The 22,349-nt window shown below is 44.8% G+C and carries 14 protein-coding genes; 5 read left to right on the top strand and 9 right to left on the bottom strand.

All coding sequences use genetic code 11. The features are described 5' to 3' along the window. Positions 1 to 5: 5 nt before the first annotated feature. On the bottom strand, positions 6 to 1,145 hold the full coding sequence (gene lodB / locus G509_RS22130; RefSeq protein WP_035738961.1) for a lysine-epsilon-oxidase maturase LodB: 1,140 nt from the start codon (positions 1,143 to 1,145) through the stop codon (positions 6 to 8). Positions 1,146 to 1,147: 2 nt separating this feature from the next. Then, the gene (lodA, locus tag G509_RS0113550; RefSeq protein WP_026992027.1) at positions 1,148 to 3,187 is read right to left on the bottom strand and encodes a CTQ-dependent lysine 6-oxidase LodA; all 2,040 of its coding nucleotides are present in this window, start codon (positions 3,185 to 3,187) and stop codon (positions 1,148 to 1,150) included. A 322-nt stretch (positions 3,188 to 3,509) separates the two neighbouring features. Here lodA and acnA point away from each other — a divergent pair, with 322 nt between their 5' ends. The 4 genes from acnA to G509_RS23115 all read left to right on the top strand — a co-directional run bounded on the left by acnA (position 3,510) and on the right by G509_RS23115 (position 9,184). After that, a complete protein-coding gene (acnA, locus tag G509_RS0113545; protein ID WP_026992026.1) occupies positions 3,510 to 6,287 on the top strand; it encodes an aconitate hydratase AcnA in 2,778 nt (925 codons plus the stop codon). Positions 6,288 to 6,491: 204 nt separating this feature from the next. Then, positions 6,492 to 7,868 (top strand): DUF2252 domain-containing protein, encoded by a 1,377-nt coding sequence (locus G509_RS0113540; RefSeq protein ID WP_026992025.1) that lies wholly within the window; start codon positions 6,492 to 6,494, stop codon positions 7,866 to 7,868. A gap of 32 nt (positions 7,869 to 7,900) precedes the next feature. Further along, a complete protein-coding gene (locus G509_RS0113535) occupies positions 7,901 to 8,737 on the top strand; it encodes an alpha/beta hydrolase (protein ID WP_026992024.1) in 837 nt (278 codons plus the stop codon). Between the two features lie 135 nt (positions 8,738 to 8,872). Then, positions 8,873 to 9,184, top strand: coding sequence for a SemiSWEET family sugar transporter (locus G509_RS23115; RefSeq protein WP_081663312.1), 312 nt, complete (start codon positions 8,873 to 8,875; stop codon positions 9,182 to 9,184). A gap of 343 nt (positions 9,185 to 9,527) precedes the next feature. Here the strand turns inward: G509_RS23115 and G509_RS0113525 are convergent, their stop codons facing one another. Continuing rightward, positions 9,528 to 11,258 (bottom strand): FAD/NAD(P)-binding protein, encoded by a 1,731-nt coding sequence (locus tag G509_RS0113525; protein ID WP_026992022.1) that lies wholly within the window; start codon positions 11,256 to 11,258, stop codon positions 9,528 to 9,530. 200 nt (positions 11,259 to 11,458) lie between these two features. Between G509_RS0113525 and G509_RS0113520 the strand changes: the two genes are divergently transcribed. Continuing rightward, positions 11,459 to 11,938 carry an ankyrin repeat domain-containing protein gene (locus G509_RS0113520; protein WP_026992021.1) on the top strand — a complete coding sequence of 160 codons (480 nt, stop codon included), beginning with the start codon at positions 11,459 to 11,461 and terminating at the stop codon, positions 11,936 to 11,938. Between the two features lie 73 nt (positions 11,939 to 12,011). Here G509_RS0113520 and G509_RS0113515 read toward each other — a convergent pair whose 3' ends face one another. From G509_RS0113515 to G509_RS0113490, 6 genes are all read right to left on the bottom strand, one after another. Beyond that, positions 12,012 to 13,115, bottom strand: a complete 1,104-nt coding sequence (locus G509_RS0113515; protein ID WP_242604835.1) for a DUF4861 family protein — start codon at positions 13,113 to 13,115, stop codon at positions 12,012 to 12,014. Between the two features lie 123 nt (positions 13,116 to 13,238). Further along, on the bottom strand, positions 13,239 to 15,176 hold the full coding sequence (locus G509_RS0113510; protein ID WP_026992019.1) for a glycoside hydrolase family 43 protein: 1,938 nt from the start codon (positions 15,174 to 15,176) through the stop codon (positions 13,239 to 13,241). Positions 15,177 to 15,183: 7 nt separating this feature from the next. Further along, positions 15,184 to 17,757: an alpha-L-arabinofuranosidase C-terminal domain-containing protein gene (locus G509_RS0113505; protein WP_026992018.1), complete on the bottom strand. Its 2,574-nt coding sequence runs from the start codon at positions 17,755 to 17,757 to the stop codon at positions 15,184 to 15,186. A gap of 1 nt (position 17,758) precedes the next feature. Beyond that, complete coding sequence (locus G509_RS0113500) at positions 17,759 to 19,126, bottom strand: glycoside hydrolase family 27 protein (protein ID WP_026992017.1); 1,368 nt, start codon at positions 19,124 to 19,126, stop codon at positions 17,759 to 17,761. A 66-nt stretch (positions 19,127 to 19,192) separates the two neighbouring features. Next, complete coding sequence (locus G509_RS0113495; RefSeq protein WP_026992016.1) at positions 19,193 to 21,058, bottom strand: glycoside hydrolase family 2 protein; 1,866 nt, start codon at positions 21,056 to 21,058, stop codon at positions 19,193 to 19,195. Positions 21,059 to 21,113: 55 nt separating this feature from the next. Further along, positions 21,114 to 22,325, bottom strand: a complete 1,212-nt coding sequence (locus G509_RS0113490) for a glycoside hydrolase family 88 protein (protein WP_026992015.1) — start codon at positions 22,323 to 22,325, stop codon at positions 21,114 to 21,116. Positions 22,326 to 22,349 lie beyond the last annotated feature (24 nt).

Genomic DNA, 22,349 nt, shown 5'->3' with positions numbered 1-22,349 from the left:
ACACATTATAAAACCGTTTCAGGCGTCAATTTATCAACTATAGCCTCTACGCGCCTGCTCCAAAATGGGGCATCGGCCCAGCGTTGCTCTTTACTGTAATACTGCGTTTTAATATTCGTAAAATCGCGGTATGCCGTAGCCAGGTCATTTTGATAGGTGGTTATAGACGAGGCAACACCCAGATTAAAATCCATTATAGCCTTGGCACCCTGGCAGCCCGATGTTAGTGCAAAACCTATCCCCATAGACGATATTGGGTCGAAGGCCACAGCAGCATCGCCAACCCCTAAAAAATTAGGTTTACTGTAGGTACCGGTAATTTGCGAGAAAGCATTGCGCGTCCACAACCGCTCATCCGACTGCGAGCCTTGTATAAGCTTCTTTATAAACTTTGTTTCAGCCAGCAGTGCATTCCAGTTTTCTATTTTATGCAGCTGCATTTGCTTAACAATATCGGCATCGGTAAAAAAGGTTATGTTCATTTTATCATCGGGCAGTGCGCTACAATACCACCATCCGTAGGGTACCGATTCAAGATAAATTTCCTGCATCAGCTTCCTGCCGGCTTCAAAATGTACAAACGCCCCTACCCCAACAAGCTGGTCGGTTTTAGTGGCTTCCAAACCCAACTGCCTGCAAATAGCGCTTTGCCGCCCGGTAGCATCTATAAGGTATTTAGATGTTATAAGCATATTGCCCTTAACCTCGTGGGTAACCTTAGCCTCCCAATGGTTATCCTGGGTTTGATGTAGTGCAGTGCAACGGCTCCTGGGCAGAATGACCGCACCCATTTTTACCGCTTTTTCTACCAGGTGCATATCAAATTTTTCGCGGTTTAGCTGATAGCTTTCGCCATAGGCCGACGTTATAGAATACCTTGAACTAAGATTATCGTTACCCCAGGCGGCCAACGCGCCATAACCGGGTAAAAAGCAGCCGGCTTCAAAATCATCCTTTTTAATATCGATGTAATTCAGGATATCAAAAATGCTGCTGCTAACCTGCTCGCCTACCTTAACCGACTCAAATGCCGAATTTTCTATAATTACAACACTCAGTTTAGAGTACCGTAAAATACTTATTGCTGCCGCAGTGCCCGCAGGCCCTGCGCCAACAATAAGCACATCTGTAGTTAGGGTTGCCATGCTTAGATCCTGTTTCTGGTACCGGCCCTTGGTTTAAGCAAGCCAACAGTCTCAATACGTTTAAAGGCTTTGTCTTCAAGGTGGTCTACCAGCCTGGAAGCTTTTGCACTCCTTTTTCTTACCTTATCTTTATCAGGCTCAATAAAAAACACCGGTATGGTAGTTTCGTTATCGTTTGGGTTGTTGCTTATATTGCCCACATGCCAGTTTTTATAGGTAAACAGGTCGTTGTTACGTTCTGTTTCTACAAGGTAAGGGTACGATTTGTTGCCCCCATTTTTATCTCTGATAAACCCAAGCGAATACCAAAACTCAACCATTTGCGTAAAGCTGTTTATGCCGCGGGCATAGTTTATTTGCTGGCCGGCAGGTATATTGGTTTTAGCCTGGCCTTCGGCGGTAAACTCGCCCACAATTACATCCCACGGGCTTTGTGGCGGCCACCAGTAACTGTAGTAGGTTGGAGGCAGCGGTGCCGTAACCCCATCTATGGTAGCTTTGTTTACAGCCGGATCGCTAAAGTTAATGGTTTGTATAGTACACTCAAAAAAGTCGGCCTGCCAAGGGCACGCCATTCTTTTAGTTAGGTCGCCGGGTTCGCAGCCGCCACCCTCGCACTCATCGCGGGTTGGGGTTAAGCCGTTTTGCTGGTAGTACGCTTCGTCCTGGTAGTGTTTAATAACGTAAGCAGACTCGTACACCGCGGGGTTTTGCATGCTCCACGTAACCTCTATGCCGGGGCACATGGGCAGGCCAACGCAGTTGCCCACACTGGCAGTATCGTCCAGGCTTACGGGGTACGGCTGGTAATTTTTATCGTTAGTAAAAGCACCGTTTGCCCACTGCTGCATTAAAAACAGCTGCGTGTTGTTAAGAGCCATAAACTTCATAATATTAATGTTGCTTACCGAGTTGCTGCCCGAATTTAGCGGCATCATAGGAAACCTCGCATCGCCATCCATTTTAAACAGCTGCTCTTGTGGCAGGTAGCTGGGGTCGGACGGTTGTGCATCGGGCTGCCTGAAATACGAATAATACCCCTGCCTGTTGGCCAGGTTATCTTCAGACGGGTCGGAAAAATCAAAAATATTACTTGCAAAAGCCATCATAGACTGTACATTGGCCACCCATTGGTACCTGCTAATACGGTTTATAATAGGCAGAATATCACGCTGAAAATTAGCGGTATATGACGGGTTATAAATGCCGCCTTTGCACATCTCGGGCAGAAGGTCAAAATTTCTAACCGCTACATCAAACATGGTATCGCTAAGGTTAGAGATGTTTACTATCTCCGGCGCAAAATCAGGAGAGCCCACCACAACCCAGGCTTTTAGGCTAATCGTACTGCCATCGGTAAAAGTAACAGTACAATATACCGGCCCATCTGAAATATCATCGTGCCAGGTACTCGACCCGCCATAGCTGGTAAGCGGTTCATTGCCGCCCGCGTTGCCGTAGCCACCCAACACTACCAACCTGCCCGAAGCATCGGTAAGCAAATTGCCAAGTGTTGTTACCGGCACACCATACTGCACCTGGCTGCTTGGGTACTGCGCCGGGTAGCCCGCAGGAGTGTTATCTTTATCAAAACCTATAGACTGCTGCCTGCCCCCTATGCTTCTTGGCCCCGGGTCTACAAATAAGGTTTGCCTTTTGGCACCAAAAACATCAGGGTTTCTTAATGGTATGTCCTGGTTTTGATAACTGTTGGCGCTGCCATACAACAAATTTCCCTGAAGCTCTGAGTATTGGTACCATTCTGCCTTTTTACTGGCCAAATGCACAGTCCATTCTATATTGGCAACATCGGGCGAATCTAATGTTATTTCTTCGCCGCTATCGGCATAGATCTTAAACGGCTGCCCCTGCCTTTTAATAAGGCCGGATGCATCTTTAAACTGAGATATCGTACCCTGTGCATTGCCGTAGCTATCGGCATCATAAGGCAGCCCCCCTATCTCTGTTGGAGAGAGGCAAATCGCGGTGGTACTGTTGCCCAAACGGGCAATTCCTACCGAAGGATGTAGTGATAAGTTCATAATAGTTGGTCCTACTCGTAAGGCTTTTCGGTTGCGCCTCAATCAAAGCGATTGAAATTTTAGTAAATTTTTAGTCGGAAGGCCGAATATCAGTAGTAAGGCTGATAGTACTGTAAAAGTAAAGCAGGCCACGGGATTAGAATCAGGTGTTTTTACCTGATTTTGTAAGGCAAGAGTTAAAATTTTAACAATACCAGGAAGGTGCTTTAGCCAATAAAAAACCCTTATTAAGAATGAGACTATATAAGCGCAACGTATTGGCTATATGAACGATTAGCCCTACATTTAGGTAACACATTTTACAATTAAATACCCCGTTATTATGTCGAACGATATTTATCAGATAAAGAAGTTACTTAATACAAAAAATGGCACTTTTACTTACTACAGCCTAACCGAAATGCAGGCACAGGGATTCGATATTGAGAGGATGCCTTTTTCCATCAGAATTTTGTTAGAAAACGTTTTGCGAAATTTTGATGATTTTGCCATTACTAAAGAAAACATAGAAACCATACTGAACTGGCAGCCGGAAGCATCGGATAAGGATATTCCGTTTAAGCCGGCCCGTGTTTTAATGCAGGATTTTACCGGTGTGCCGGCAGTGGTAGATATAGCATCGCTGCGTGCAGAGGTGGCCCGAAGAGGCAAAAACCCCGATGCCATTAACCCGCTTATACCCGTAGACCTGGTTATAGACCACTCGGTACAGGTAGATTATTTTGGTACGGGTTACGCCTACCAGCGCAATATGGATGAGGAATACCAGCGTAACCAGGAGCGTTACCAATTCCTTAAATGGGCGCAAAAATCGTTCAGTAACTTTAGCGTGGTGCCACCGGGCATGGGCATTTGCCACCAGGTTAACCTGGAGTACCTGTCTAAAGGGGTTATAGAACGCAACGGAGAGATTTTTCCGGATACGCTTGTGGGTACCGATAGCCATACCCCTATGGTTAACGGCATTGGCGTTATTGCCTGGGGTGTGGGCGGTATAGAGGCCGAAGCCGCCATTTTGGGCCAGCCCATTTACTTTATTATGCCAGAGGTTATTGGCCTTAGGCTAACGGGTAAAATTCCGTTGGGGTCTACCGCTACAGATATGGTGCTTACCATTGCAGAGTTGCTTAGAAAATACGGCGTTGTAGGCAAATTTGTAGAGGTTTTTGGCGATGGGTTAGATAACCTTACCGTGCCCGACAGGGCTACCATAGGTAATATGTCGCCGGAGTTTGGGTGTACCGTTACGTACTTCCCAATAGACGATAAAACGCTGGAGTACATGCGCACCACCAACCGATCTGAAGATCAGGTAAAACTGGTAGAAGATTACTGCAAGGCCAACATGCTGTGGCGTACCGGTAACGAAACCATTACCTATACCGATATTTTAGAACTGGATCTGTCTACCATAGAGCCAACCGTATCGGGTCCTAAAAGGCCGCAGGACAAGATATTGCTTAAAAACTTTCAATCTAAATTTATAGACTTATTGCATACATCGTTTGGGCGTAAGTACGTTAAACCTCAAAACCAGCTTACGCGCTGGTATGCCGAAGGCGGCAGTGCCCTGCCCATTACTACCGAAACCCCAATGCCACCCGAAACCAAAATTGAGGAAAAAATGGAAGACGGTATGAAGGTGGTTGCCGTAACCGTTGGCCAGGAGCAGTTTATGCTGTCAGACGGGTCGGTGGTTATTGCAGCAATAACATCGTGTACCAACACTTCTAACCCGTATGTTATGATAGGTGCCGGCCTTGTGGCGCGTAAAGCACGCGAGCACGGGCTCGATGTTAAACCCTGGGTTAAAACATCGTTGGCGCCGGGATCTAAAGTGGTGACAGACTATCTTGTTAAAGCCGATTTGCTGGACGACCTTGAGGCCATGAAATTCCACATTGTGGGTTATGGCTGTACATCGTGTATTGGTAACTCGGGGCCGCTGCCGGCACACATCGCCAAAGCAATAGACGAACACGACCTGGTTGCGGCATCGGTGCTTTCGGGTAACCGAAATTTTGAGGCAAGGATACATCCGCAAATAAAAATGAACTTTTTAATGTCGCCCATGCTTGTAGTGGCCTATGCCATTGCCGGCCGTGTAGATATCGACCTGCTTAACGAGCCTATTAGCTACGACCCTAACCAGCAGCCGGTTTTCTTAAAAGACATCTGGCCAAGCGACGAGGAGATTAATACCATTATGCACGATGTGCTTTCTCCTACGCAGTTTGCCAACAGCTACGGTACCATTTTTGAAGGCAACGAGATATGGCAGAACCTGCAGGTGCCCGACGAAAAAATTTATGTTTGGGATGAGGCTTCTACCTATATTAAAGAGGCGCCGTTTTTTAAAGACCTGCCCGAAGAGCCACAGCCATTAAAAGATATTGAAGGTGCAAATGTGCTTTTAGCTCTTGGCGATAGTATTACTACCGACCATATTTCGCCGGCAGGCTCGTATGGAGAGGCATCGGCAGCGGGTAAATACCTGTTGAGCCGAGGTGTGCAAAAAGCCGACTTTAACTCGTACGGTTCGCGCCGTGGGCACGATGAGGTTATGATTCGCGGTACGTTTGCCAACGTTCGTATAAAAAATAAACTGGCCGACCGCGAAGGCGGTTACACCAAATTTTTGCCTACCGGCGAAGAGATGAGCGTGTACGATGCGTCGGTTAAATATAAGGAGTCTAAAATTCCGTTGGTTATACTTGCCGGTAAAGAGTACGGCAGCGGATCATCGCGCGACTGGGCTGCTAAAGGCACTTTCCTGCTGGGCGTTAAAGCCGTACTGGCCGAAAGCTACGAGCGTATTCACCGTAGTAACCTTGTGGGCATGGGCGTGTTGCCTATGCAATACCTGCCGGGCCAAAATGCCGAAAGCCTTGGCCTTACCGGCCAGGAACAATTTAGTATTTATGGCATTGCTAACGACATAAGGCCGTTAAAAGAGGTTGAGGTTGTAGCTAAAAAAAACGATGGCAGCGAGATTAAATTCCGCGCTATTGCAAGGCTCGATTCTAAAATAGAAATAGAATACTACCGTAACGAGGGTATTTTACAGTATGTGCTTAGGCAGTTTTTAAATAAGGCATAGCACACATATCATAAAAATAAAAAACAGGATTAATTAGCAATAGTTAGTCCTGTTTTGGTTTTAATAAAAGGCTGCATTATGTAATATCTGTGCATAATTTCCTAAATAACTTTACCTTTTTATTAGCAGTAACGCAAAACGGTTATGTTTACATTAGTATAGCTATTTATCCCCAATTGTACTTAAAACCCGTTGTTATTTGCCATGAAAACTACCTCTAAAAACACACTTACCAAGCATTTTGCGGCCAGTGCATCTAAGCTAAAACGCTATGAATATGGCAGGCTGCAAACCAAACGTTGCCCTATAGAGCTGCACGGCCTGCACAATACGACAGACAGGCCCGACCCTATTGCCATACTGGCCCAAAACAGCGCCGGGCGTATAGAAAGCCTGCTGCCCATAAGGTACCAACGCATGGCCGAATCTCCACTGGCGTTTTACCGAGGCAGTGCGGCCATTATGGCGTCAGACCTCGGGCGAATGCCATCAACCCGAATGAATTTACAGGCCTGCGGCGATTGCCACCTTCAAAATTTTGGCGGCTTTGCCACCCCCGAGCGCAGGCTGGTTTTTGATATTGATGACTTTGATGAAACCGCCCCCGCCCCTTGGGAGTGGGATGTTAAACGCCTTGCCGCCAGTTTTATGATTGCCGGAAAAACACTGGGCTTTAGCGATATTGAGAGCCAGGAAGCTGCCTGGCGCGCTGCCAACAGCTACCGCATACACATGGCGGAATATGCTAAGATGTCGGCACTGCAAATATGGTACGCCCAGATTAGCCTTAAGGAGCTTACCAAAGATGGCTACGAACGCGAAAAAATGGTAAGCCTTAAAAAGGTGCGCAAGGCAGCCAGCCTGTTACCGCACGAAAGGGAGTTTGAAAAACTTACCTACACTAAAGGTGGGCGCCACCGTATAAAAGATAACCCTCCGCTAATTTATCATGTAAGCCCAGATAGGGAGGCTGAGTTTTTTGGCCGTGCCGAGCGTGCTTTTTATAGTTACCTAAAAACCCTATCGCCGGATAAGCGCATTTTGCTAAACCGCTACACCATACAAGATGTTGCCATTAAGGTAGTTGGCGTGGGCAGCGTGGGTACCTGGTGCGGGGTTATATTACTTATGTCGGCCACCGGCGACCCCTTATTTCTTCAATTTAAAGAGGCACACAATAGCATACTGGAGCAATTTACAGGCATCCGAAGGTTTAAAAACCACGGGCAAAGGGTGGTACAGGGGCAAAAGCTTATGCAGTCGGCGTCGGATATGTTTTTAGGATTTACTACTGATGATGAAGGCAGGTCGTTTTATATTCGGCAAATGCGCGATGCCAAGGTAAAACCCGTAATAGAAAAAATGGGCAACGCTACCTTTTTAGCCTATGCCCGATCCTGCGGATGGGCGTTGGCACGTGCGCATGCCCGCACCGGCGATGCCGCTATTTTAGAGGGCTACATGGGAAGCACCGAGATGTTTGAAGATGCTATTGCCAAATATGCCGTGGCCTACAACGAGCAAAATAATAAAGATTACGACTTACTTTTAAATGCCCTAAAAAATGGCACCCTGAGCTAAGTTACTACGTACATATACATAAACCCCTTTACATGCGAATTTTAAAATACCTGTTAGTATTTACAATATGCACCCTATTTGCTAACTGCGGCGCCAAAAAAATTAAAGATGTAGCCTATTTAGAGTCGGCCATTAATGCCAACGCGGCAGTGCCCAAGCTAAATGTGTTTGTTAAGCGCAGAGCCAAACAGCAAAAAATGCCGGTGCTTATTTTTGTGCATGGCGGCAACTGGAATACGGGCAACAAAAATACCTACGGCTTTTTAGGCCGCAACTTTGCCAAAAAGGGCGTGGTTACCATAATACCCGACTATACGCTGAGCCCCAACGCCAGCTATGATGGGATGGCGAAAGAAATTGCCGCCGTTATACAATGGGCCAAACTGCACAGTGCTGAGTACGGCGGCGACCCTAACCGCATATTTGTTACAGGGCATTCTGCAGGCGGGCATTTGGTGGCGTTGGCGGTTATGAATCCTAAATATGGCATTGACCCAAAGAGCATATCTGGCATTATACTTAACGATGCTGCCGGGCTCGACATGAAACATTACCTGGAAGGCAACCCACCTACTACCGATAGCGACTATCTTACTACGTGGACAAATAGCCCCGAAGTGTGGCGCGATGCATCGCCCATTTATTTTTTGAACAAAAATACCCCGTCGTTTTTAATTTATGTAGGAGATAAAACGTATAGCTCGATTAAAACAGGCAACGATCGTTTTTTAACAGCACTGCACCCCCTGCAACCCAACGTAAAACCCATACACATTAATAAAAGCCACGTGCCTATGGTGCTGCAATATTTTTGGCCGTGGAACGACCGTTATGATGAAATACTGGATTTTATGAAAGCTCACAAATAATTTTTTTGCCACGAACCTGCCTGCCGGCAGGCAGGTTTGTGGCTTATACATTCAATCCACTACTACGTTTGCTTTCTTAATTATATTACAAACAGTGCAACAAAGTTGGTCTGCAAGGCTTAAAAAATGTAACTTATGCTTTTAAACATATTTATAAACACTAAAAAAGCAAATAAACGTATGGATATCGAACTTATAATTGGCTTTGTTGGCGCAGTATTATCATCAGTATCATTTTTGCCACAGGTAGTCAAAATAATAAAAACCAAATCGGCCGATGACCTCTCTATGCCCACCATTTTATTACTGGCCGGTAACGCCGCCGCATGGTTATTGTATGGAATTTTAAAAGACGCCCTGCCCCTGTCTGTCACCAATGCCATAATGTTAAGCATGCTGCTGCTTATTGTTTTCTTTAAAATAAAATTCAGGCCCAAAACTTTGTAATTTGTACTACCTATTTCCCCGATGCAAAGTTACAACCGTTAGCTTAACAAAGTACTGAAGTGGTTCTTGCAGTAAACTGAAATAGCAATTTTTGATTTTGAATTCTGAAATTTAAAATCAAAAATTCAACCTCTGCTAAATGACTATACATAGCATACATGCCAACTACTCAAAAAAAGCAAAAAAAAGCCCTAACTCAAAGTCCGAAAGTGAAATATCAAAATTAGATACTTGAATTTCAGACACATAATTTTGAGATTTTTCAGACTAAATTTGAAACTAATTTTACTGTAAAAACATATACATTTGTAAGATTTTACGGTAATTATTTTGGATAAAAATTTTATAAATACGCTGTTTTAAACTCCTCCTGAACGGTTGCTGCAATACGCTCTGAAGCCTCTTCGCTAAAATCAAGCCCCGAATAATCAGGATTATAGCCCCCAATATACGGCACCGCCATTATGGAGATACGGCTGTTAAAAGCACCATATTGGTCAACCACCTGGAAGTTATCGTTAATGGTAATTCCGGGTACGTTAAGGTAAAAATGGCCGTCGGCATCATGCTCCATCCTTTTGTCGCCTTTTTCTTTCAATTTTTTACCCTCAGCATCCGACTTGAATTGCAGTCGCGCCGGGCTCACAACCCTGTGTTCTGTAAGATTTTTAAACGGAAAATCGTCAAACTGCAAATGGGGCTGCCCAACGCAGTCAACAAAGGTTTTGTAGAAGACTGATTGCTCGTTACCATCCTCATCCTTAAACACATAAGTAGCACCACCTGTAGGGTTTACTTCAATTTCGCTGTCCTGCCCTACGGCAGTAATATTAAGCAGGCCGGCATCATGCAGGGCGAGCATTTCTTCGCACGAACGCTGCGGAATAAAGGCTATAACTATTGATATTAAAGGCATTAGCGTTTTTTGAAGGCGCAGCATATCCTCTGCAGAGAGGTATTTTGCAGGGTAGTTCATAGCAAAACTAAGTACAGCAAGCATCTCTTTCCAGTAAACCGACTCATGCCTTTTTATAGATTTTTCGGCCTCAACATATTCTGCCCTAAGCAGTTGGAATGGGTCGAGGCGCTCCCTTAACTCCATCATGGCTTCCACAAACTGCTCTATGGTCATGTTTTTAATGCGTGCATAGAAATCGGGGTCCTTATCTTTAAATAGGTCTTTAAAATCCTTCTCAAAAAGAAAATCTAACGATAAAAACCCACCGTTCCGGGCAATATTTTCCGCTATATCTTCCTCTTTAAGCAGCTTATTATTAGACAGATGCGAATCATCTAAATGAAAACGCACCGCTGGCAACAGGCCGCTGCGGGAGTGCATCATCATGCTAAAACCGGCGCTGTCTTCGGCCAGCTGATAGGCTATTTTACCGTGCTTATCCTCTGTAAATGAGCCATTATTGCGGGCAAGCGTGCGAATGGCATCGATGGCCGTAAGCGACGATCCCTTAATAGCCACCGGGTGGTTGAGCTTTAACGCCAGCTTGGCCGGAGGGTATGGGCTGTCGAAGTATCCGGGCACTTTGCCCTCGTAACGTGCTGGCCAGTTGTGACCTGTGCAAATTATTACCTTATCAAACCGAATTTTTTCGCCGTTTGCCAACTCCACATATACCTCATTTTGAGAGGGTTGGTCTATAACATCAGTTACTGTTACGCCCAGGTGAATTTTCGTAGTTATGCCTGCCTCTCTGGCCTTATCCTGCAGCAGGTCAAACTGCGCCGAAAGGTACTGTCCAAACAGTAGCCTCGGCAGCACTTTATAATCGTTAAACCTTTCAGGAACAATGCCGTAACTATCCAATGTTTCTTTTGGCACGGTAAACACCCACTCGTGTATGGAGGTTACTATCTGGGGTATCTCGTTACCGGATACATTGGTAATATGCTCAGCGTTAGCACCTTCGTAACTATAAGGCATACCGGCACCAAGCTGTTGTTTTTTCTCAAAAATATCAATCTCTATATTGTTGTTTTCCAGCTCTATAAGACGTTTATACATAAACAATCCGCTGGGGCCGCCACCAAGTATGGCAATACGTTTTTTTGTTTCCATTGTAAGGTTTAAAGGGCATTTTTGACTATTAAATACTCTGCCTAAATTTAACGAATAGGTTTCGAATTTATCCCTAAACTATCTTAAATACAAGCTAATATAATCATAATCCTGCACCGAAAACAGCCATTTATTTATGATTATTTTACAACATGTTCATTATTTCATTTTGTAATTTACAGCTACAAAATACAAACACTATGGACGTTATTACTACGGCTTTATTTTCGGCAGCCCGCCAGGGCAACGTGCCCGTTTTACAGGAGATATTTGCCCAGATGGAAAACCTTGATGTTCAGGACGAACGCGGCTATACCCCCCTTATAATTGCATCTTACAACGGACAATTAGAGGCTACCGAAGCATTACTAAATGCAGGTGCCAACATTAATGCCGCCGACCTTAGTGGAAACACCGCCCTTATGGGGGCCAGTTTTAAAGGCTATCCTGATATTGCCCAGCTACTTATACAACGCGGCGCCAACCTAAATACCCAGCACGGCAATGGTGGCACTGCCCTTATGTTTGCCGCCATGTTTGGCCGTAACGACCTGGTTAAGTTACTATTAGACAACGGAGCCGACACCACAGTACAAGATACCCGAGGCCTTACGGCCTTAGACCTTTCCTATCAACAGCGCAACGATGCCGCCGTAGACCTTTTACAGGTTGCACAGTAATAAGAAATTGTAACATATAAAAGAGCCTCAACATCATAAGATATTGAGGCTCTTTTGTTTATTTAATACTAAATTATTTAACCGTGACTTTAAGCGGATTGGCTACTATTTGTGCCTGCTTTATAAGCATTGCTTCCCAATCGGCAACGTTGGCTACCTGGCCACTTTTTTGCCATGCAAAACCGGCATAATAGGTTATTTTATTGCCTGTTGGATGACTGACTACCAACAGGTTACTTTGGTCGGGCGTTTTAGATTTGTTTACAAAAGCGCGGTCTATAACTGCCGGATCTATTATGATGCCTTCGCAAATAAAAGAGCCATCAATAAGCTCCTGGTGCATAAACCATCCCTGCCCCTCATTAAGCTTAGCCTCGCCCTGATTGTTGTGCAGGGTAATACCTACCGTATAGTTGGGCACAGGCTTATCGGCCACAATATCAATCTCGAATTTAGAAAAATTAGAGCCAAGATCTAACGATATCCTTTTGGTTTCGTGTACATTATAATTACTCCACGGTGCATACGTAAGTTCAAACACCGTTCTAAGCGGGCCTTCGGCAATGGTTTTATGGGTTACAAAGTTTTTGGAAACCAGCAGGCTGTCGTTCTCCCAAACACCGGTACCGCCTGTGCCACGGCTTGCACCAACGTGATATGGATCGTAACCCTCACCGTGGTCTTTGTGGTAAAAATTAGGGTCGGTTTTATAACCTGCATACCAGTTGTTAATAACCGGTTTATCAGTACGTTTCAGCCAAAGGTCAATTCCGCTGGAAAGTGTACCATTCTCCCGTTTTTGTTCTGTTTTTTGCTGAGCATCAGGACCATACGTTCTAAAAGCAACCTTATCATTCTCCCAGGTATAATCGTCGGTACGTTCGGGCACAAAGCGCGAATAGGTAGTTGTTTTACTCTCCGGCAAAGCAACAGTACTATCTGCTACAATGCTAAATTTAGCTACCGCATTAGCCGCCACTTCAGCCTGAAACAACAACTCATCGCCCATCCCATCATTCTCATAATCAATCCATTGAATAGGCAAATACGTGTCTGAACTTTGACTTTTAACTCTTATTGAATTCTCTTTATTAGCCTTTAAAATAACCCCTAACTGATTGCGCTTAAGTGTTACAATTTCCTTGCGGGAAAAATCCAACAGGTTATTAACTTCCACATTTACAATACTTTTAGCAGAACTGCATGCTGTTAGTAAAGCAAAGGTAGCTAAGCATATGGGTACATTGAATTTGTAGGAGATATTAGTTAGTAACATATTGATTTTTAATTAAATGCTGTATTAAAAATAGCGCTTTTTAGATGTAAGCGGCTGTATACCCTCTAAAGTTGGCTTAACGGTTATGATGCTACCCTTGTCATCAAACTGCAATTTATCGATGCATACCTCTCGGTTGTAGCCTGCGGCATCGCCCATGGTAATCCCATCGGGGATAGAAAAACGGTGGTACACAATATACCATTCGTCTTTGCCCGGCACCTGTATAACCGAGTTGTGCCCCGTGCCGTAAATGCCTTTGGCAGTGTATTTTGCTATTACCAGGTTGTCTTTAGCAATGGTTAACGGCCCAAGCGGACTCGTAGCTGTGGCGTAACGAACGCGGTAATTCTCGCTGCGGGTATCGTCTTCAGACCATAAAAAGTAGTATTTGCCATCCCTAAAAAACACCTCGGTACCTTCCCTAAAGCTATCGTTAGGCGTTAGTATTTTCAGGGTACTTTCTTTAATCGAAATCATATCGTCATTCAGCTCGGCAGCAGCCATATAGCCGTTACCCCAATACAGGTAGCTCTTGCCGGTTTTTGGGTCGGTAAACACATCCGGGTCAATTACCTGCCCGCCCAACCCTTCCGGATTTGCCGATAGCAATGCCTTGCCGCTGTCTTTAAACGGACCCGCAGGATCATCAGCTACAGCTACGCCAATTTTTTGAGCAGCAGTAAAATAGTAAAAATACTTGTACTTGCCTTTAATCTTTTTCTCTACAATAGTGGGAGCCCAGGCGTTACGGGTGGCCCAGGTAACGTCTTTTTTAAGGTCGATAATAATGCCTTCATCCTTCCAGTCTACGAGGTTGTCCGACGAGAACGTCTTAAAATAATAACCGCTCCAGCCATCAAAACCATCGCTGGTAGGATAAAGGTAGTACTTGCCTGTTTTGTTGGAATATAGAATCTCCGGATCGGCATAAAAGCCCTCTAACGCCGGGTTATTTTGTATTGAAGATAAGCCTTTTGGCGTACCCCACTTAGCTAAAAGCGCTTTCAGTTCGCCTCTTGTAATGGGCATAACCGTACCGTGGCGCGGCTTAAAGTCCATTTTTACATCGCTGTCTATTACCGTAAAGTGCTCAAGGTCTTTACTTTTAGTAAACTGGTATTTGCCTTTTTTGTATACATCGTACATAAGGATGTACTCGTCTGAATTATTCAGCTTAAACACCCCTGCCCCCTCAACACTCTCAGGCGTTTGCTGCAGGTAGTTGTCGTTCTCAATCCAGTTACCCGACGTAAGGTTCTTGGTAGTAGCCACTTTAATGCCGGCGTGTTCGGTTTCAGTTTTATAGAACAGGTGGTACACACCATCTTTTATAATAATATCGCCATCAATGCACGCTTTGCCCGATTTAGGAACAAACAACAATTTAGGGGCGGCTTCAAGGCCTGTAAAATCTTTATTTGCATAGGCGTAATAAATTTTATCAGGGTCGTTGCCGTACTGTAACGAAAAGTAAATCATGTATTTACCGGCAACAGCATCATAAATAGTTTGTGGTGCCCACACGCGTTTTAAATTCTCGTTGTTAGGATATTGCTTCTGGATATTTACAATGGTAGACGACCAGTTAACAAGGTCGGTCGATTTTAACAGCACCATAGCCCTGTTAGAATCCCACCCCTTGGCCGAAGTCATATCGGTGGCAACCATATAAAAGGTTTTGCCATCCTGCCCCCTTAAAATATGCGGGTCGCGAACGCCTCCTGTAGAACTTATTTTCTTAGAGTCTAAAACAGGGACGTTGCCATTCAGTGCTTTATAATCGTAGCCATCGGTGCTCACGGCAAAACGTATTGATTCTTCGGCGCCATCGTTACCCGTAAAATAGGTAAACAGGTAGGCCGTATAATCTTTCTTAGCAGGCGTTACAGGTGCCTGTGCATTGGCTTTAGGAAGTGCAAATGCAACTAAAAATGCAAATGCGGTAAATGTATTTTTCATTGATCTATTACTTTGTTTTTATGCGTATTACGGTAAACGAATAAGGTGCCAGCTCTTTTGAAACAGCCTCGCTAAGCGAAACAGCTGCCGTTACCGGAAGCACGTTTGACTTGGCGTTAGCGTTACCCTTAAATGTGGTGTAGCTAACCGGGCCTTTGGGTGTTATATCCTGAAGTTCCATTTGCGGCGTTACGGCAACCGGTAGCATGTTTACCAGTTTTACAATTACATCGCCTGATTTACTGTCTTTTACAACCGATATACCGATGCGTTTTTGCACCTCGGCACTATTGTCTGAAAGTTCTGTAAAACTCTGTATGTAGCTGTCGCCGGGATTTTGGCCATAAAGCTGCTGTACATAATAATTTACCGTAGGCTTAACCTCGGTATTATTAAAGTACACCAGGTCAGGGTTCCATTGCGTATGGTTTTCTTTAGCCAAAAGCGGCGCGTAAGATGCCATGCTAACTACATCGCCATTGCGTTCTAAAGCTGTAAGGTACAGTGCTTCGGCAAGGGCATTATAAACACTGCTGCCCCACGATGCGTATTCGCCAAGGTAAACTTTAGATTTAGAACGGTCGTAACTATCATAAAAATCCTGGTTGTTTACAAACCAGCCCGGCGTTTGGTAATAATGCTCGTCTACCATTGGCAGTTGCAGCTTATCAGCTATTTTCCAGCCTTCTACATAATCGGCACCTTCAAAAAACGGACCCACCGTACCAATAATGGTGATGTTTGGATATTTTTTCTTTACGGCGTTGACAATCATAGTGTAGCGCTCCTCAAAAACATCGGTAATAAGGTCTTCGTTACCTATACCTATGTATTTGAGGTTGAAGGGTTTTGAATGCCCTGCTTCAGCACGTTTTTTACCCCATGTAGTGGTAACTGCACCGTTGGCATACTCAATCAGGTCGAGTACATCCTGCACATACTCATCCATGTGTTCCATAGGGATGCCAAACTGCTGCCCCGCCCCGCCTACCGCCGAGTTTTGGCACGGAACACCCGCCGCCAGTACCGGTACGGGTTCAGACTGCATGTCTTCGCAATATTGAAAGTATTCAAAATAGCCTAAGCCAACGGTTTGATGGTAGCCCCAAAGGTTGCGTTGCGGCACGCGCGATTCGAGCGGGCCAATGGTATTTTTCCAACGGTAAATGTTGCCAATACCATCGCCATGCGCCACACAGCCACCCGGAAAGCGCATAAAGCGGGGATGAAGCCCCGCTACGGTCTGCGCAAGGTCTTCGCGCAGGCCATTACTGCGACCTTTATATGTTTTTTGCGGAAAAAGCGATACCATATCTACAGCCGTTTCTCCCATAGTGCTGATTTCCAGAACTGCATTGGCAACCGTTTTAGATGGTTTTAAAACTGCTGTGTATTTTTTCCAATAGCCATTAGGCGATATGGTAGTTTGCGCCACAACAGTGCCTGTTGCATCTTTAAGCTTTACCGTACATTTTGCACCCTTGGCAAACAGGCTAAAGTTGTATTTATCGGCAGCTTTTACGGCAATGCCATCAAAGCCGCTATTGGTAATGGTACTGTTAATAAGCACTGCATAATGCGCATTATTTTTATGGATGGCATTAACGCTATCCAGCCTGAAAGTGCCACTCCATGCCGTAGTGTGGTTCCACTTGGCATCTTTGCCCTCTTTATCGCTAAGGGCATATTCAAAATCGCGGTTTTGTATTAGTTCAGCATATAAGCCACCATCGGCAGCATAGTTAATGTCTTCAAAAAAGACCCCCATAAGCATATTGCTTATTTTTTTACTTTGCGATGCATCTATAACTATATTGGCTGTAAGAGGTTTAAGTTTGGCAAACAATACACTATCGGTCTTTGCCGATGCCTGGTTGCTTTCTCTCTTATAATTGGCGGCATCTACCGTTTTTTTAAGGTTATCTACAACACTCCAGTCAACTTCGGTTATCGTGCCCTGCTGCATTTCTCCGGCAACCCTTACATCTTTTCGAATATCTAACCTGTTGTTTACCAAGCCTCCCTGTGTTTCGGTATATTTCTTAAAGTCGTTGGTGGTATTGGTAAACACCGTGCCACCCATACCGCCACTTAGCCACGTTAGCGTGTATGTACCGTTTTTAGAAGTTACTTCCAGATCCTGAACGCTGCCCAAAGATTTGTCTTCAAAAGTAGCTTTATCCATAAGCAGCGGATAGCTTTGCGGCTGCCAGTTAACCAGGTCTTTAGAGGCCGCATGGGCCAGTACGCCATCGGCCTCATTAACGCTCCAAAGGCAATGCCATAAGCCGTTTTGGTCTTTAAACAAAAACGGGTCCAACATTCTTTTTTGGGTGCTCCAGCTGCCATAATCGCATTTAAGAAAACTGTACTCATTACCAATGGCATACCAGTTTAGCTTGTCGTTGCTCCATGCAAAATGCAGGCCATTTTTACCTGAATTCTTCTCGGTAGCATACGCAAAAAGGTACACCTTATCAGGGCTTTTGCTTTTTGGCTTTACGCCGAAAGCAGAAAACACAAACGCCACTGCCAGCAAAAGGCTAAGGGACAGCAGCGTATGTATACTAAATTTCTTCATATTACTTGGCACTTAATTTGTATAGTACTGAGGCATGAGGTTTTAAGGTTGCCGATACGATCTCCCCCTTTTTAGAAACGCCGCTGCCGTTCCACATATCTGTAATGGTAGCTTTGCCGGTAAGGCCAAGATCGGCCAACGGAACAGCAACTTCCTGAGAAGCAGTATCAGATACATTGATTAGCGCCAGGTAAACACTGCCATCTTTTGCGTTTTTAGAAGTTACCGCTATTTTGCCGTCTTTCTGGAACAGCTGCTTTACATCTGTACCTTCGCGGTGCATAGTAAGTACTTCATCATTAGTTAATAACGATAGCGTAAAGGCATCGTTGCTTGGCAAATCGCCTCCAAAGAACAATGGCGATTTAAAAATGGTAAAGAAGCTCATAAGGGTGTACTGCTCATCTTTGGTAAGGCGCGTCATGCGGTCGTTACCACGCTCTCCCCTAACTGATATGCGCCCAAGCGGAATCATATCGCAATCAGGCCATGTGCCCGGCGCAATGTACGGGTACCATTTCTGGCTAACTTCCATAAGGTGCGTAATGTGCGGCCAGGTATCCCAAACATCATCTACCATACGCCACATATTGGCATTGTTGCTAACGTGTGCGGCGGCGGCTATCGGGGTTTCTCCCGGCGATGTGCTCAGTACTATCTTCCTGCCGCAGTTGTCTATTGCCTTGCGGATAAGGTTTATTTCGCCCTCGTGGTACGGGGCAGAAAGGTCGTCTATCTTAATAAAATCGACACCCCAAGAGGCATACATTTCTATAATAGAGTTGTAATATTCCTGTGCACCTGGTTTATCGGCTACAATAGTATAGTTGTCTTTCAGCCATTTACACTGTAGTTCTGTACTATAGATCATATCGGCAGTAATGCCGTTAGTACCTTTAATGGGCATTTTTTCCTGCACCGCCTTTTTAGGGATGCCACGCATTATGTGGATGCCGTATTTTAGCCCCTTGCTGTGCACATAATCGGCAAGGCCTTTAAAGCCATTGCCATTTGCAGCAGAAGGGAAACGGTTTACCGCAGGCTGGTAACGCCCGTACTGGTCAATAACATAACGCGGATCAGTCTCATTATAACCGCCTGCCTTATCATTCTCTACATACCAACGAATATCGGTAACAACATACTCCCAGCCGTGTTTTTTAAGGTTGGCAGCCATATAATCGGCGTTAGCTTTTACTTCTGCCTCGGTTACGGTTGGGCCGTAGCAATCCCAGCTGTTCCAACCCATTGGCGGGGTTTGCGCCCAGGTTTTAAATTCGCCCGTAGCGGCTGCTTTTTTTGTTGATGAACACCCCGTAATAACAAGGCATGCCGTGGCAAATAATACTGTTGTTTGTCTTAAATTCATTGTGTGGTAACTATTATAAATTATTTATTGTCAATTGTTTATTGCTTATTGTTTATTGCATATTGTTTATTGCTTATTTATTGCTAACTCCTTCTCCATTATCTTTTTGTAATAGGCCTGTAGCACATAAAATGCTTTTTTCTTTTCGCCGTTTTTGCTGATAAGCCCCTTGGTATTCCAACCTTCCTGATAGGTAGGGTTGTTACGTCGAGGCGAACGGAAATCGGCTAATATCCAGGGAGATAAGCCACTGTAACTATCAGGAAAGCGTTCTTCGAACATCTTTATCTGTTCCTGGTAGTACCACTCCTGGTATTCTTCGCTAAAGCGGGCCGTTTTATCGGCATGAAAGCCAAAGTTGCCCTCGGCACCGGTCTCGCTAACAAAAAATGGCTTATCATAACCAACCGTCCATTTTGCATCGCGGCAGGCATCGGGCGTAGACCCATACCACCCCAGGTATTCGTTAAGCGAAACAATATCAGTATACTGCCCCAACGGATCATCTACATGGTGTACGCCGTTTTGATAATTTACCTCTAACGCTGCCGAAATAAGCCTTGAACCATCCAGCTTTTTAGCTGTTTTTACAAGCGTGCTCATAAAGGTGGTGCGTATTGGGCTAACGGGCGTCTCGTTACCTACCGACCAGATAATGATACTCGCCCTGTTACGGTCGCGGGCAATCATCTCGGTTAGCTGTTTTTTGGCTTTTACCAATACTTCCGGGTTACCGAATTCGATAGTCCAGTACACCGGTATTTCGCTCCACACCATAAGGCCCAAAGAGTCGGCTACGCGGGTCATATTTTCGTTATGTGGATAATGTGCCAAACGCACCATATTGCAATTCAAATCTTTAGCCCAGCCTAATAACTGGCTGGCATCTTTGTTAGAATGCGCACGGCGAATTTGCTGCGGAATTTCTTCGTGGATGCTGATGCCCCTTAAAAATACCTGTTTGCCATTTAGGATGATTTTTTTACCCGAAACCTCAATTTTCCTGAAGCCTACTTTCTCTGAAACCGACTCGCCGCCCAACGCAAATTTTACGTTGTAGAGCTTCGGGCTTTCCGGCGACCATAGCCCTATCTTACCGGCCTCGAAATTAAAGGCAACGCTGTCGCCCTGTACTGCAAACTCTTTTTTAAGTTTAAGCTCGGGTATCTCTACCGTAACCTTGCCTCCTTTTAACGGGGTATTTATTTTTGCCCAGCCACTTAGTTTGTATTTGTTTTTCTTTTTGGCAGCCACAATATCCTGAGATGGGTCTAATTGCAGGTTGTACTGCTGTATAAAGTTTTGGGGCACTATAACCAGCTCTACATCGCGGGTAATACCGCCGTAGTTAAACCAGTCGGTATTAACGGTAGGTATCTCATCGGCGTGGCGCCTGTTGTCTACACGTACCACCAAAAAATTGTCTTTATCTTTTAGCAGTTCCTTCGGTATTTTAAAGTTAAAAGCCGTAAAACCACCTTTGTGTGTGCCCAGTTTTTTACCGTTAAGGTATACGTGTGCCTCATAATTTACCGCGCCAAAATACAGGTAAACATCTTTACCGGCGGTGGCGGCAGGCTTATCAAAATTACGTTGGTACCAAACAGAGCCTTCGTAATACAAAAACTGTTTGTCCTGGCTGTTCCAGTCGCCCGGTACCTGTATGTTGTAGGGTGCTTTATAGCCATGCTCCGTCCACTGGGTGGGGTCTTTTGGTTCGCTGTTATTCCAGTAGGCACCGGCATCTTTTTCTGGGCGTTCTTTAAAGCGGTAATCGTAAAAACCGGTATCGTAAGGGTCTATAATATAATGCCATGTACCGTTTAACGATACATGCTGCCTGCCCTGTGTGTTAACAATAAGGGCATCTTGGGCATTAGCACCAAAGAGGCTGCCCAAAAGGGCTATGGCCGATAAAAGTAGGTTCTTCATAATTGTAATAGTTTGTTGGATAGATGTTTGGATAAATATGGAAAAGTAACTTGGATTAATAATTTTTATGGCGAAGCATGGCCTCAACTAAATAATAATCTCCATAGCTAAGCGGGGTGTCAACCTCTGTTTTGTTAGGCATATTGCCCACACCATGCATTAAAATAAAGCCTCCGTTGGTTTTAGGTTTGGCTATATATTGCGGGGTAAGCAGGTTGCCTAAAATGGTTTCGGCATCATTTTTTAATCTGGAAGCCAGAGGTTTACCTGAATATTTACTCAGCTCGAACAACGCCGAAGAAATTATGGCTGCCGCGGAAGAATCACGCAAGGCGTTGGGTATGCCCGGGGCATTAAAATCCCAATACGGTATCATGTCTTTTGGAAGGTTAGGATGGTTAAGGATGTAGTTGGCAATATTCTCTGCCTCATTAAGGTATTTGGCGTCTTTGGTTTCGCGATACATAACCACATAGCCGTACAGACCCCATGCCTGTCCGCGTGCCCAGGATGAGTCATCAGCCGCGCCCTGATTGGTTATCTGTTTGGTAACTGCACCCGTATTTATGTTGTACACCACCTCGTGGAACGAGCTAAAATCGGTACGGAAGTGGTTTTTCATGGTAGTGTTGGCATGGTTTACCGCTATTTTGTAATAGGTGCTGTCGCCACTGTGTTTTGTAGCCCAAAATAACAATTCAAGGTTCATCATATTATCTATAATAACCGGCATTTCTTCGGCAGAAGCATGGTTCCAGGGAGCACTGTCCCACGATTTTATACATTTAGCCTTATCATTATAGCGGGTAATCAGCGATTTGGCACTATTCATAAGCACCTCTTCATACTCTTTTTTAGGCGTAAGGCGCTCGGCATTCCCAAAGCTGCAATACATCATAAAACCAAGATCGTGGGTAGATTTGTTAAACTGTTCGCGTTTTAAATCGTCTAAAACCGGTTCGAGCTGTTTTTTAAAAACGTTGTTTTTATTGGCTTCATCTAAATACAGTAACGTGCCCGGATAAAAGCCACTGCACCACCAGCCTGAATCGCTGGTTTCAAGGGAATCTTTTTGGGCGTGGTAGGTTTTAGGATAGCGGCTCTTTGGCGTAATGCTGCCCAGGTATTTATATTGCTCTGTAGCGGTTTGCAGTGTAGCTTCAATTTTTTGATCAAGATTCTCTTTTTCAGGCTCCTGTTGTTTTTCTTTTTGGCCGCACGATGCTAAAGCAAATAAGGTAAAAATGGATAATAGATGTTTTTTCATTGTTGGATTTAATTGGTTGTTGTA

Origin of the sequence: Flavobacterium subsaxonicum WB 4.1-42 = DSM 21790, from assembly GCF_000422725.1 — a bacterium.
Lineage (GTDB): Bacteria > Bacteroidota > Bacteroidia > Flavobacteriales > Flavobacteriaceae > Flavobacterium > Flavobacterium subsaxonicum.
The sequence above is the reverse complement of the archived record's forward strand: the minus strand, read 5'-3'. Positions and strand labels throughout refer to the sequence as shown.